This is a genomic window from Segatella copri (genome assembly GCF_026015625.1).
GTDB lineage: Bacteria > Bacteroidota > Bacteroidia > Bacteroidales > Bacteroidaceae > Prevotella > Prevotella copri_H.
In genome coordinates this window covers 2201509-2215877 of sequence record NZ_JAPDVG010000001.1, presented here as the reverse complement: position 1 = coordinate 2215877, position 14369 = coordinate 2201509, and the positions used below count along the sequence as shown (strand labels likewise).

Below are 14369 nucleotides of genomic sequence, written 5' to 3'. Positions count from 1 at the left end.
GTTAGGAGTTTTTTGTCGATGAAACAGAAGCAAAGATTCATATCTTTTCTATTGGCTTGGCTGATGGTGGCAACCTTCGGCTATGCGATAGCTTTGCCTCAACTTCAGGACGATAAAAAGAAAACCCATACCAGCACAGCCCAGCCCGTGCAGCTCGATGAAGATACCATTCCCGATTCGCTGTTGCATACCCGCTGGCAGATTCAGCGCACCCAACCTTACTCCCTGAGCGATCTCTATCAGAGTCCGCTCGACCTGAAACGTCCTGATAATCTGCAATATCAGGTAGTCTACAACGATACCATCGACCGCTATATCATCGGCAACCGCATGGGGTCAACCTGGCTTTCGGCTCCTATCATGCTCACTCCGAAAGAGTATCTTGCATGGACCGAACAGCAGCAGCGCAACAGCTACTTCCGCAAGCAGAACGATGAAATCTTCCAGGCAAAAGGCAAGGAGAAGTTCGATTTCTCAGATATGCACTTCGACTTGGGACCTGCAGAGAAAATCTTCGGTCCTGGTGGCATCAGAGTGAAGACTCAGGGTTCTGCCGAACTCAAGTTCGGTATCAACAAGAAAAACATCGACAATCCTTCGTTGCCTATCCGCAACCGAAAGACGACGATGATGGATTTTGATGAGAAAATCAACCTCAACGTCAACGGAAAGGTGGGCGATAAGGTGAACATGAATCTGAATTACAACACCGATGCCACCTTCGATTTCGATGCACAGAACATGAAACTGAAGTACGACGGCAAGGAAGATGAAATCATCAAACTCGTTGAGGCGGGCAACGTCTCTTTCCCTTCCAACTCTTCGCTCATCAAAGGCGCCAGCAGTCTGTTTGGTGTTAGAACCGATATGCAGTTTGGAAAACTCAAGCTGCAGATGGTAGCTTCGCAGAAAAAGAGTGCATCGAAGAGCGTATCTACCAGGGGCGGTGTGCAGCTCACCCCCTTTGAGTTGAATGTAGCCGATTATGAGGAGAACCGCCACTTCTTCCTCTCCCAGTATTTCAGAAACCATTATGATGCCTGGATGCAGAAACTTCCTAATCTCACCACGGGCATCACCATCAACCGCGTGGAAGTGTGGGTTACCAACAAAACCGGCAATACCACCAATACCCGAAACATCGTAGCCCTGACCGACCTGGGCGAGAACCAGAAACTGAGCAACCCGATGTGGGCGGCGAGCGGACAGGTGCCTTCTAACCAGGCGAATACTGAGTATGCGGCGATGACAGGACAGTATGCTGCTGCCCGTGACATCGACCAGGCTGCAACCACTCTCGATGGAGGCGGACTGGTTGGCGGAGCCGATTATGAGAAACTGGAGAGTGCCCGTCTGCTCAATTCTTCTGAGTATACAGTCAATACCGCCTTGGGTTATATCTCATTGAAAACCAGTCTGCAGACCGACCAGGTACTTGCCGTAGCCTATGAGTATACATCGGGAGGCGTTACCTATCAGGTGGGCGAGTTTGCATCCGATCTCAGCGATACCAAGCAGGCACTCTTCGTGAAATCGCTCAAGAATACCAGCAACAATCCGCGACAGGGCAACTGGGGGCTGATGATGAAGAACGTTTATTATCTGGCTTCTACCGTAGAGAAGGAGAAGTTCCGCCTGGATGTGAAATACCAGAGCGATACCACCGGCGTATATCTCAGTTATATCCCTGAACAGCAGGTGAAGGAGCAGCCTATCATCCGTGTGCTGGGCGCCGACCGTCTGGATAACAACAACAAGGCACACAGCAATGGATATTTCGATTATGTAGAAGGCTATACCATCTCTAATGGACGCGTGTTCATTCCGAAGGTAGAGCCTTTCGGCAGTTATATGCGTGATTATCTGGTCAAGCGGGGCGTGGCTGCCGACAAGGCTGAAAAGTATGCCTTTACCGAACTTTATGACAGTACGAAGACCGTAGCCAAGCAGATAGCCGAAAAGAACAAGTATCAGATTGTGGGACAGTTCAAGGGTTCTGCAGCCAATGTCATCTCGCTCGATGCCTACAATGTGCCACAGGGCTCGGTGGTCGTTACGGCAGGCGGTATCACCCTGAAAGAGGGCACCGACTATTCGGTAGATTACAGTGCCGGTGAGGTGACCATCCTGAACCAGAGCATCATCGATGCCGGTACGGCTGTCAACGTTTCTCTGGAGAGTAATACCGATTTCGGACAAACCCGAAAAACGATGTTCGGACTGAACTGGGAGTATGATTTTACCAAGAACTTCCAGTTGAGCGGTACTATCCAGCACCTCTCCGAACAGGCGCTTACCACCAAGGTATCCATGGGCTCTGAACCGCTGAAGAACACCCTTTGGGGCATCAATCTCAACTGGCGCAAGGAGAGTCAGTGGCTCACCAATGTGCTTGACAAGATACCATTCCTGCACCTCACCCAGCCATCGCAGATATCCTTTACAGGAGAATTTGCCCAGCTTATTGCCGGTGAGGCAGGCGGCACACAGGACAATGCATCTTATATCGATGACTTCGAGGGTACGAAGACCACCATCGATGTAACGACTCCTACCTCCTGGTTTATATCCAGTGTGCCTTCGCTCAATTTCAAGGATGATTACAGCGATAAGACCGGTCTGAGCAGCGGTTTCCACCGTTCGCGCCTAGCCTGGTATACCATCGATCCGCTGTTCACCCGCCGTGGAAGTTCGCTCACTCCGGGACATATCAAGGGCGACCTCAAGCAGTTGAGTAACCATTATGTCCGCGAGGTCTATACCAAGGAACTCTTCCCATTGCGCGACCAGAGCAGTTATCAGGGCGCTACCAATACCCTGAATGTACTCAATCTGGCTTACTATCCAAGCGAGCCGGGACCATACAACTTCAATGTAACAGATTTGCAGGCTGACGGAACCCTGCAGAATCCGCAGCGCAACTGGGGCGGAATGATGCGTAAGCTGGATACCAACGATTTCGAGCAGGCAAACATCGAATACATCGAGTTCTGGATGCTCGATCCGTTCATCTATTCCCGCGAAGAGGCTGATGCTGCCGATTACGGTGGCGATTTCTACATCAACCTGGGCGAGGTGAGCGAGGATATCCTGCGTGATGGCAAGAAATTCTATGAGAGTGGCATGCCGGTAGATGGCAGCAAGAGCTACACCTATACACAGTGGGGTAAGATTCCTACCCAGAGCACCGTGACCTATGCCTTTGCTACCACCAGTGGCAGCAGAGCCTTGCAGGATGTGGGTTTCAACGGACTGACTGATGCCGAGGAGCAGGAATTCTACAAGAGTGCTTATCTCGACCAGATTCAGGGCAAGGTGAACCAGGCGGTGTTCGACAGCATCTTTGCCGATCCGGCACGTGATGACTACCACTATTTCCGCGGTTCCGACTGGGATGAGATGCGTGCTCCTATCTTGCAGCGATATAAGTATATCAACAATCCTCAGGGCAACTCGCCTGACAGCGACAGCCGTTCTGAGAGCTATGATACTTCTTATAAGTCAACGCCGGATGTCGAGGATATCAACCAGGATTATACCCTCAACGAATATGAGAAATACTTCCAGTACCGTGTCAGCATCCGTCCGGAAGATCTCGTGGTGGGTAACAATCATATTGTAGATAAGCGTGAATACAGCCAGACCTGGCGTGATAATACCAAGTCTACCGTTACCTGGTATCAGTTCCGCATACCTATCGATGAGTTTGAGAGCCGTCAGGGCAACATCAACGATTTCTCCAGCATCCGCTTCATGCGTATGTTCCTCACCGGTTTCAAGAAACCTATCGTGCTGCGTTTCGGTACCTTCGACCTCGTGATGGGCAAGTGGCGTACCTATGATCAGCCGCTCGGTGCAGCCAGTGGCGGAACCCTTGACGCAAGCAGCGTGAGTCTTGAGGAGAACGGCGAGAAGACACCGGTCAACTATGTCTTGCCTCCGGGCATCAGGCGCGAACAGGATCCTAGTCAGCCTCAGTTGGTTGAGGCGAACGAGCAAGCGTTGAGTCTGGTGGTCAAGAATATGAGCACAGGCGAGGCGAAGGCGGTTTACAAGAATTCTACCCTTGATCTGCGCCAGTACAAGCGCATCCAGGTGTTTGCCCATGCCAATGCCCTGGAGCAGAATACCACCCGTCTGCAGGATGGTGATCTCTCAGTCTTCATCCGTCTGGGTAGTGATTACAAGAACAATTACTACGAGTATGAAATCCCGCTGAAGCTCACCGAGCCACGCTCCAACTACAATCGCTATGTGCTAGCCGACTGTAAGGCGGTATGGCCTGAGGAGAATATGCTCGATGTGCCGCTGAGCGTCTTTACGGCATTGAAGAAAAACCGCAACAAGGCGAAGGCACAGGGCGTGGCTTCTTATCTCGCTCCTTATTCCATGATGGATGCAGAACATCCGCAGAACAAGATTACCATCGTGGGTAATCCGAGTCTCGGCGAAGTGAAGACCATGATGCTGGGTGTGAGAAACAATTCTGCCGACATCAAGAGCGGTGAGGTATGGATAAACGAACTCCGACTCAAGGAACATAATAATTCGGGTGGTTGGGCTGCCAATGCCAACCTTAACGTACAACTCTCCGATTTGGGTAGCGTGAATGCCACCGGCAGATACATCAGCGAGGGATTCGGCGGTCTGGAAGATGGCGTGGCAAGTCGCACTACCGATAATTACGGAACCTACAGTGTGACCACATCGCTCGAAATGGGTAAGTTCTTCCCTGACAAGGCGAAGGTGAGCATACCTTTATATTATAGTGTTACCAAGGAGAAGACCACTCCTAAGTATAATCCGCTGGATACCGATATGGAGTTGAAGGATGCCCTCGATGCCGCCGGATCCAAGCATGAGCGCGATTCTATCGAGAATATCGCTGCCACCAAGATTACGCAGACCAACTTCTCCATCTCGAATGCCCGGGTGGGTATCGCTACCAAGCGTCATCCGATGCCATACGATCCAGCCAACTTCTCATTCACCTACAGTCATCAGCATCAGTATACTACGGGTGAAACGACGATGTATGAGCGCAAGGACAACTGGCGCGGAGCCTTGGATTATTCGTGGAGCCCGGTTTATAAGGCATGGGAACCATTCAAGGGACTGAAGAACAAGAGTAAGTGGCTCGACATTCTGAAACGTTTCGGACTGAACTGGCTGCCGCAGAACATAGCCTTCAATACCGAGATGACGCGCGACTACTACGAGTTGCAGGAGCGCGATATGGAAACCCTGATGAGTGGAGCTGCCGGAGTAGACTCCAAGTTGCCGCTCACCTTCAGTGAACAGTTCCTCTGGAACCGTGAGTTCTCCATCAACTGGGATCTGACCAAGAACCTGCACATGAACTTCCAGAGTGCTACCCATGCACAGATAGAGGAACCATATACACCGGTCAACAAGGATCTTTATGCCGACCAGTATCATGCCTGGAAGGATTCCGTATGGACCAGCATCCGCCACTGGGGTGCACCGCTCGACTACAGTCAGAATTTCCAGGCATCCTACAAGGTGCCTCTCAATCTGCTGCCTGTCTTCGACTGGGTGAACAGCGATGCCTCTTACAATGCCAACTATTCTTGGGAGCGCGGTACAGAGGATGGGGAGGGCAACTCGTATGGAAATACCATCAATACCCAGCGCGAACTGACATTGAACGGAAACTTCAACCTGGTGAAACTCTACAACCATGTGCCTTTCCTGAAGAAGGTAAACGATAAGTTTGACCGTACCCAGAGTAGGGCACAGATGCAGCGCAAGAAGCAGGAAAAAAAGAAAAAGAAGCAGGAAGCAAAGGAACAGGCGGCAGATCCGAAGAAGGCGCTGCCTAAGAACAAGCGTGCCTTCGAACGGGAAATCACCCTCCTGCCTGATACCACATTCAAGATACGCCACGGCAAGAATACCAAGCGACTGATAGTGAATGCCAAGACGGAAGACGGCAAAGTGTTCCCGCTTAAATATAAAAAGGTGGATAATAACCAGATCAGAATCATCTCAAAGGTAGATACTGCCATGAAGGTGAAACTCTCCGTACTGGCTAAGGAACCGCTTGATGATAAGAAATGGTATAAGGGATTGCAGTTGGCTAGTCGCCTGGCAATGATGGTGCGCAATGTGAGCATCAACTATCGCAGCAGCTATCAGCTCACCCTGCCGGGCTTCTTGCCTAGTGTGGGTGATGCCTTCGGACAGAAGAAGGTGGGACAGATGGCACCGGGTCTTGACTTCGCCTTCGGTATGGTTGGTGACGATTATATCGAGAAGGCTAGAAACAACGACTGGCTGCTCTGCAACGACAGTATCGCAACACCAGCTACTACCAGCAAGACGGATAATCTTACGTTGCGTGCCACCCTGGAGCCTGTCAAGGATTTCAAGATTGATCTCTCTGCCACACGTACCAAGACCACGCAGAAGAGCATACAGTATATGTATGAAGGAACGCCAACTACCCAGAGTGGAGCCTTCCAGATGACTACCATCTCGCTGGGTTCGGCTTTCGAGGGAATGGGTAATGCCAATTCGGGGTATCGCAGCAAGACCTTCGAGAAGTTTGTCAACTCGCTGGCTGGTTTCAGAGATAGGGTAGAGGCGCAGTATGCCGGAACTGTTTATCCGGCTGGTTCGGCTCTGGCTGGCGGCAAGTTTGATGCTTCCCGCACGCCGGTCAACCAGTATAGCAGCGATGTCATGATTCCTGCCTTCCTCAAGGCTTATACCTCGATGGGTGGCAATTCGCTCTCGGTATTCCCAGCTTTGAGCCGGATGTTGCCAAACTGGACTATCCGTTATAGTGGACTGGGACGTCTGCCTTGGTTCAACGAGCACTTTAAGAGTATCAACATCAACCACTCTTACAAGAGCGTCTTTGCAGTTGGCAGCTACAACAGTTACAGCACCTTCCAGGAGTATATGAACGGTCTCGGATTCGTGAGTGATGCCACTACGGGCAATCCATCTCCAAGCAGCATGTTCAACATTTCGCAGGTAAGTATCAACGAGTCGTTCTCGCCATTATTGGGTATGGATGTCACATTCAACAATAATATGACGGTGAAGGCAGAATATCGCCAGACCCGTGTGTTGAACCTCAGTATGACGAGTGTGCAGCTGAACGAGGCATTGAGTAAGGACTGGGTAATCGGTATGGGTTACCGCATCAACAACTTCGATGTTTTCGGTTGGGGCGCCAAGGCCTCCCGTTCCAAGTCGAAGGGCGGCAACAAGAATGCAGCCAATAAGAATGCGTCGACCACCAAGACGGTTCAGAATGGTACCAACCATGATCTGAATCTACGTCTTGACTTCAGTTTCCGCAAGCAGGCAGCCATCGTTCGTGATATTGCCTCAATGGTAAGCAGTGCCAGCAGCGGCAACAATGCTCTGAAACTGAGTTTCTCTGCCGATTATACCTTCAGCAAACTCCTTACCATGAGTTTCTATTATGACCGTCAGACCAACACACCGCTCCTGTCGAGCAGCAGTTATCCTACCACCACACAGGATTTCGGTCTGAGCATCAAGTTCTCGCTGACGAGATGATGTTTTTATCGTCCAACTGAGGTGCAAAGGTACAATAAAAAAACATTGCTTTATAAGAATGGGGTCATGTAAATCGGAATCAGGAGTGTTTGCCCATCATTCTGCAGATCTTTGGTGTAAACCAAGTACGGATTTACTATCCTGTTGGAGAATTTTTGACAGAAAGCATCAAGCGAGGCATGCGTTTTGTATCCAGACGACTTGACCTCTATAGGGCACAACTTACTGCCGCGTGACAACAAAAAGTCGATTTCGTAAGAATGCGTGGCATCCTTTGGAAAAGTATAGTAAAAGAGTCTGTTGCCTGAGGCTCTCAGCATTTGGGCAACCAGATTCTCAAATACGTATCCCATGTTGGTGGATAGCTTGTCGCTCAACAGTTTCTGGTAGATGATGTTCTCCGTATAATCCTTGTCCCAGAAAGCCAAAGTTACGAATAGTCCCGTATCGCCTATGTACAGTTTGTACTTGTTGATGTTGGCCGTCAGTGGCATTCCTACATTCGGATCATCCGTGTGGTACGCAATGTTAACAGTCTTGCTGTCTTCTAAGTTGAGTATCAACTCATCTATTTTCTCAGCAGCCATTCTTCCTACAGCAGAAGTAGGCTGATAGCGGAGCTGGTTCCTGCTCAATTGAGCTGGGATAGACATGAATAGTTTGGATATTTTGCCCGATGGGTCTATCTTTCTGAAATCATCAGCATATAGTTGGAGAATCTGTCGCTTTACGGTATCTACTTGCTGTAGATTGTTAGTGTTAAGATAAGCATTGACAGCTTGTGGCATTCCTCCTACCAACATATATAGGCGTAGCTCTCTCATCTTCAATCTGTTGACTCCCTCGCCTAGAGATATTTTCTTATCGAAAACTTGACGCAGCAGAGGCACGCTAGCCGTGTCCCCCATGGCCCATCTGAACTCTTCGTAATCCATCGGAAACATCTCGATACGATGTTCTTCGCTAGGGATGCTAATGTCCTTAGTGCTCTTATGTATGCTGATAAGTGAGCCAGTCTCTATATAGTCATATCTACCGTCTTTTACCAAATACTTGATGGCTTGTCGGGCTTTCGGACATTGTTGTACCTCATCGAAGATGATAACCGACTTTCGCTCATGCAATGTTTTATTGTAAGCATTCTGCAGGAAAAGAAAAATGAAATCCATATTCATAAGATCATCAAAGAGTGCTTTCACTTCCTTGGAAGCCTCATTGAAATCTATCATAATGTATGATTCGTATTCATTCTTGGCAAATTCTTCTACGATAGTTGACTTTCCAATACGGCGAGCACCCTCTACAAGGAGGGCTGTACTTCCCTTGGAAATTTCCTTCCATTCAGCCATTTGGCTATATATTTTTCTCTTGAATACCCTATTCTCCATATTTTCAATGTTTTATGGGTGCAAAGTTATATAAAAAATATGTTTTACCAAAATCTTTTTAGCAAAAATATGTCGTTTTACCAAAATTTATTTTTGCGATTTATGTCGTTTTACCAAAATCTTTGCTGCAAAAGTGTGGTCATCTATGTCATTAAGAATTTGAACTTTCCTGTAGTGTAGCAGTTCCCCAAAGTGGACACAAAAAATGATTATTAATTATTTATATTTTTAAAAGTACACATATCTATCAAATTTCGTTCCTTTTCATTTGCAAAAGTAGACAATCTCATCCATATTTGCAAGTTTTTCTTTATAAAAGTGAACATTATTCTTTATTTTTCTCATTTCCAGCCATTTTCTTCCGTTCTGTGACGAACTTCGGTGTAGCATTAGCCTCTCGCTTCCCAAAAGTGTCCTTTCTTGGAAGCTCCCCTTTATAAAACCTCTTCCTGTAATTATTTGGCGTATCATAGCCGATAGCACAACATGGTCTTTTCTCATTGTAATAATCCACGTATGCGTCCAAGGCCTCCTCGAACTCCTCTCTTGAATTACATGTCTCAATCTTGAAGTCTATGAACAATTCCTCTTTTATCCATCCGTTGAGGGATTCGTTCACAGGGTTGTCTGTAGGCTTTCCTGCCCTGGACATAGACCTCACAATCAACGTGTCCTTTATCAGCTCATTATAGGCGAGTGAAGCATACACGCTACCTTGGTCCGTATGAAGAACAGTTGGCTCATCTGTGCCCTTCAACAGGTTGATGACATCATTTAGCCCATCAATGTACTGGTCTCTATGTCCACGTCTCTCAGCCACATGCCACGTTAGGATTTCTTTCGTAAAGACATCGAAATACATGGTCAACTCAAAGAAGAACCAAGAGTATTTGATGACTGTCATGTCAGAGACGATAACTTGTCGAGGTCTGTCTACCGTGTCCCACGTGGAATAAATGAGGTTGGGGTACTTATCCTTTACCTTACGTGGTTTGTAATGTATCTTGTGTCTCGTTTGTGACTGAATACCAAGATATTGGAAGCATTTATAAGAGAAATTGTCGCTGATACTCAACTGTAAATTGATTCTTATGTACGCCGCCACCCACCTGTAGCCATGTGTTGGGTGTTCCGAGTGTATGTCCTCAACCACACCCACCATGAACTCACGATTGATCTCACGGGATGAAGGCTCTCTTCTAAGCCACTTGTAATACCCCGACCGACTTACTCCCATCATCTTGCAGATATCCTTGACAGGATACTCGTGCGATAGCATGTCCACTATTTTGAACTCTTCATTTTTAAACGAACATACTCCGTTTGCCCATCCTCGTTCTGCCTCACCAGATATTTTTTTTTGAGCCGTTCATTCTCAATACGCAAGCGTAGGATTTCTCGCTTATACCCCTCCTTGGTTTTGTCAATGCCCTCAGGAAGTATGTTCCCAATCTCAGCATCAGCACGAGCCAACCCCTCTATGCCTGCTTCTTCATATTGCTTCAGCCACTTCTTAAAAGAAGTTTCCGAGACATTGTTTGCCCTGCAGAAATCACCGAGCTTAACTTTGGAGTTTCCCTTGAACTTACGAATCAAGAACTCCTTTTCCAATGGATTTAAATGCTTTGCCATAAAAAGTTTCCTTTCTGGTGAATACTTGACGATAAGATAACCGTGCTTCGGCAAGTTGTGTGCCCTTACGTTCGGGCTACGCCCTCTCTACAGGGCACACAACTCTATCTGCTTGCAAAGGTAATCATTTTCCATCAGTTTTCCACCTTTCTGTGTCTACTTTTTGAGGGGCAGCATAGGCAAAGAAAAAGCCGCTAGGATATCGTGTGAGAATATCCTGGCGGCTTTATATGGTAGCTTGAAAAAACTTTATTTCTTGTCGTAAGCATGAACAGGGTAGTCGATGGTATAGTGGAGACCACGGCTCTCCTTGCGTTCTATCGCCATGCGGGTGATGAGATAACCCACGTTAATCATGTTGCGGAGCTCGCAGAGTTCCTTGCTTACCTTTACACGCTTGAAGAGGTTTTCTGTCTCTTCGTAGAGAAGATCGAGACGGTCCCATGCTCGCTTCAGACGGAGGTCGCTGCGCACGATGCCTACATAGTTGCTCATGCATTCGCCCACCTCTTTCACGCTCTGTGTAATCAGCACCTTCTCTTCGTTGGTCAAAGTACCTTCATCATTCCATGCTGGTACCTTCTCGTTGAAGTCGTATTCATCTACATGTTCAATACTGTGCTTGGCAGCAGTCTCGGCATAAACCACAGCCTCGATGAGCGAGTTGCTGGCAAGACGGTTACCGCCATGCAGACCGGTGCATGAACACTCGCCCAGGGCATAGAGACGGTTGATGCTTGAGCAGCCGTTCAAATCTACCTTGATACCACCACACATATAGTGAGCGGCAGGACGAACAGGGATATACTCCTTGGTGATGTCGATGCCGATGCTCAGACACTTGGCGTAGATATTAGGGAAGTGACGCTTGGTCTCCTCTGGATTCTTATGGGTTACATCGAGACAGACATGATCCAATCCGTGAATCTTCATCTCCTTATCGATAGCACGAGCCACGATGTCACGAGGAGCCAGACTCAATCGCTTATCATATTTCTCCATGAAACTTTCGCCGTTAGGCAGACGCAAGATGCCGCCATAACCACGCATAGCCTCGGTGATGAGGAAGGCAGGATGGGTTTCGCCCGGATGATAAAGAGCGGTTGGGTGGAACTGGACAAACTCCATGTCGGCCACGGTACCCTTGGCACGGTAAACCATCGCCTCGCCATCACCCGTAGCGATGACAGGGTTGGTGGTAGTCTGATAAACGGCACCACATCCACCGGTACACATCACGGTAACCTTACTCAGATAGGTATCCACCTTCTGGGTATCAGGATTCAATACGTATGCACCATAACAGTTGATATAAGGAGTGCGGCGGGTAACACGGGCACCCAAGTGGTGCTGAGTGATAATCTCCACGGCGAAATGATTTTCCTTGATATCGATATCCGGACAGTTGCGCACAGCTTCCATCAGACCGCGCTGGATTTCTGCACCCGTATCATCTGCATGATGAAGGATGCGGAACTCGCTGTGACCGCCCTCACGGTGGAGGTCGAACTTGCCGTCCTGCTGCTTATCGAAGTTGACGCCCCACTGCACGAGCTCCTTGATCTGCTCCGGTGCCATGGTGACAACCTGCTTCACTGCTTTATAATCGCTGATATAATCACCAGCAATCATTGTGTCTTGAATGTGCTTGTCGAAGTTATCCACTTCCAAGTTGGTAACTGACGCCACACCACCTTGTGCGAATGACGTGTTAGCCTCGTCGAGCGAGGTCTTGCAAATCATACACACCTTACCTTTATGCGCTCTGGCTACTTTCAGGGCGTAACTCATACCGGCAACTCCTGAGCCGATAATCAGAAAATCATACTTATAAACCATTGAGTTTATTCTTATCTAATTTCAATTTTAAGAACGGGTGTTTTTATCTATAAAACAGCCCCATTCTCTCAGAATTAATTCTTAATTCGTTGCAAAAGTAATAATTAATCTTTAAAATGAGTAATAAGAGAGGGATTTTTTGTAATTTTGCAGCGAAATTTAAGGTTATATAGTCTTTTAGACTATCAAAAGGTCGTAAAAACGACAATAATATAAGGTAATAAATCAAAGTTATGGCAGATAGAACTTTTCATAAGCGCTTTACGCTGACGGCACGTATCGGTGTGGCGGTGTTTGCAATCCTGGCTCTCTACTTCTTCTGGGTCAAACTGGCTATCATCGGTATCTTTGTGGCTATCATCATCGTGGGCATGATAGAGCGCATACTGAATACAACCTATACCTTCAAGATGGTAAAACCGATAGACCTGGATGAGGAGATGGAATATCTCATCATCAATGAGGGCAGGTTCTCTTCCAACAGAAATGTGCCGCTATGTGATGTCATTGATGTACACATCGCCAAGACTTTCTTCGGATTTGACCATTGTGTGGTCATCGAATACGGGCATAAGAATATAGTGACCGTTCAGCCGGATAATGAAGAGGCATTTATGGAGAGAATCAAAAATAAATAATTTCTTTTAAGTTCAGGTGAACTGATTGTGATGAAAAAGATAATATATATGATGTTGGGTCTGATGATGGTATGGATATCCGTACCGGTGCAGGCCCAGAATGTGATTGAAGATGAGGGAATAGAAACGGTTGATGAGGAGGATGTTGCCGACTCTGCACTCGTTGACTCCCTGGCTGCGGATACGCTCGCGCAGAAATTGCCTTGGCCCGAATCGGTGAAGGTGGGTATTGATAAACTCCTTGAAAGCAAGATGTTCGAAACATCACAGGTAGGACTGATGGTCTGGGACCTGTCTGCTGACTCTTGTATCTATCAGAGAAATGAACGACAGCTGATGCGTCCGGCAAGTACGATGAAGCTCCTGACTGCCATTACGGCGCTCGATAAGTTGGGCGGTTCTTACCAGTTTAAAACCACTCTGAAATATACCGGTACCATTGAGAATGGAGTATTGACGGGGAATATCTATTGTATAGGCGGTATGGATCCCCGTTTCAACAGCGATGATATGTCGGCATTTGTCAATAGTCTGAAGGAAATGGGAGTGGATACCATCCGTGGCAGCATCTATGCCGACCGTTCTTTGAAGGATGCCGACCTGTTGGGTGAAGGCTGGTGCTGGGATGATGACAATCCGGTGCTTTCGCCACTGGTGTTCCAGCGCAAGGACATCTTTATGGATAAGTTTCTTGCCAAGCTCCGTGAGGAGGGCATCGACTATTCCTGCTTTGGGGCTTCAGAGAAGACTTGCCCTGCGAGTGCCTTTACGGTCTGTACCCGATTCCATACGATGGATCAGATTCTGCACAAGATGATGAAGGAGAGTGATAATCTCTATGCCGAGAGCATGTATTATCAGATTGCGGCTTCTACGGGCAATAAATGGGCGAGTGCCAAGAGTGCCCGGAATGTGGAAAGACAGCTTATCCGTAAGATAGGACTCGATCCGGCAAGATATAAACTGGCTGACGGCTCGGGACTTTCGCTCTATAATTATCTCAGTGCCGAACTGGAGGTGAAGTTGTTGCGTTATGCTTATCTCAACGGCAACATCATGGACCATCTGAAGCATTCGCTGCCTATCGGTGGGGTTGACGGTACATTGAAGAAGCGTATGAAGAACAGTTTTGTGCATGGCAATGTGAAAGCAAAGACGGGTACGCTGACGGGCATCATCTCATTGGCGGGTTACTGTACCGCAGCCAATGGTCATGAACTCTGTTTCGCCATCATCAACAATGGTATCATGCATGGCAATAATGCCAGACACTTTGCAGATAAAGTATGTACTTTGCTCTGCCAACCGTGAGCGT

The 14369-nt window shown here is 47.8% G+C and carries 7 protein-coding genes; 3 read left to right on the top strand and 4 right to left on the bottom strand.

What is annotated here, in order from left to right; genetic code table 11:
- The first annotated feature begins 18 nt into the window (after window positions 1-18).
- Window positions 19-7557 (top strand): cell surface protein SprA, encoded by a 7539-nt coding sequence (gene sprA / locus ONT19_RS09495; RefSeq protein WP_264952611.1) that lies wholly within the window; start codon window positions 19-21, stop codon window positions 7555-7557.
- A 50-nt stretch (window positions 7558-7607) separates the two neighbouring features.
- Here sprA and ONT19_RS09490 read toward each other — a convergent pair whose 3' ends face one another.
- The 4 genes from ONT19_RS09490 to nadB all read right to left on the bottom strand — a co-directional run bounded on the left by ONT19_RS09490 (window position 7608) and on the right by nadB (window position 12416).
- Window positions 7608-8906: an ATP-binding protein gene (locus tag ONT19_RS09490; protein ID WP_259297490.1), complete on the bottom strand. Its 1299-nt coding sequence runs from the start codon at window positions 8904-8906 to the stop codon at window positions 7608-7610.
- A 364-nt stretch (window positions 8907-9270) separates the two neighbouring features.
- Window positions 9271-10224 (bottom strand): IS3 family transposase, encoded by a 954-nt coding sequence (locus tag ONT19_RS09485; protein WP_264952012.1) that lies wholly within the window; start codon window positions 10222-10224, stop codon window positions 9271-9273.
- A 5-nt stretch (window positions 10225-10229) separates the two neighbouring features.
- Complete coding sequence (locus ONT19_RS09480) at window positions 10230-10577, bottom strand: helix-turn-helix domain-containing protein (RefSeq protein WP_118067409.1); 348 nt, start codon at window positions 10575-10577, stop codon at window positions 10230-10232.
- 249 nt (window positions 10578-10826) lie between these two features.
- The gene (gene nadB / locus ONT19_RS09475; RefSeq protein WP_117693492.1) at window positions 10827-12416 is read right to left on the bottom strand and encodes an L-aspartate oxidase; all 1590 of its coding nucleotides are present in this window, start codon (window positions 12414-12416) and stop codon (window positions 10827-10829) included.
- A gap of 233 nt (window positions 12417-12649) precedes the next feature.
- Between nadB and ONT19_RS09470 the strand changes: the two genes are divergently transcribed.
- Window positions 12650-13054 (top strand): hypothetical protein, encoded by a 405-nt coding sequence (locus ONT19_RS09470; RefSeq protein WP_264952612.1) that lies wholly within the window; start codon window positions 12650-12652, stop codon window positions 13052-13054.
- Between the two features lie 30 nt (window positions 13055-13084).
- Window positions 13085-14365, top strand: coding sequence for a D-alanyl-D-alanine carboxypeptidase/D-alanyl-D-alanine endopeptidase (dacB, locus tag ONT19_RS09465; protein ID WP_264952613.1), 1281 nt, complete (start codon window positions 13085-13087; stop codon window positions 14363-14365).
- The last annotated feature ends 4 nt before the right edge of the window (window positions 14366-14369 follow it).

Excerpts from the sequence above, each read along its gene's own strand:
- sprA (WP_264952611.1), top strand. The coding sequence starts at position 19 with ATGAAACAGAAGCAAAGATTCATATCTTTTCTATTGGCTTGGCTGATG.
- ONT19_RS09490 (WP_259297490.1), bottom strand. The coding sequence starts at position 8,906 with ATGGCTGAATGGAAGGAAATTTCCAAGGGAAGTACAGCCCTCCTTGTA.
- ONT19_RS09485 (WP_264952012.1), bottom strand. The coding sequence starts at position 10,224 with ATGCTATCGCACGAGTATCCTGTCAAGGATATCTGCAAGATGATGGGA.
- ONT19_RS09480 (WP_118067409.1), bottom strand. The coding sequence starts at position 10,577 with ATGGCAAAGCATTTAAATCCATTGGAAAAGGAGTTCTTGATTCGTAAG.
- nadB (WP_117693492.1), bottom strand. The coding sequence starts at position 12,416 with ATGGTTTATAAGTATGATTTTCTGATTATCGGCTCAGGAGTTGCCGGT.
- ONT19_RS09470 (WP_264952612.1), top strand. The coding sequence starts at position 12,650 with ATGGCAGATAGAACTTTTCATAAGCGCTTTACGCTGACGGCACGTATC.
- dacB (WP_264952613.1), top strand. The coding sequence starts at position 13,085 with ATGAAAAAGATAATATATATGATGTTGGGTCTGATGATGGTATGGATA.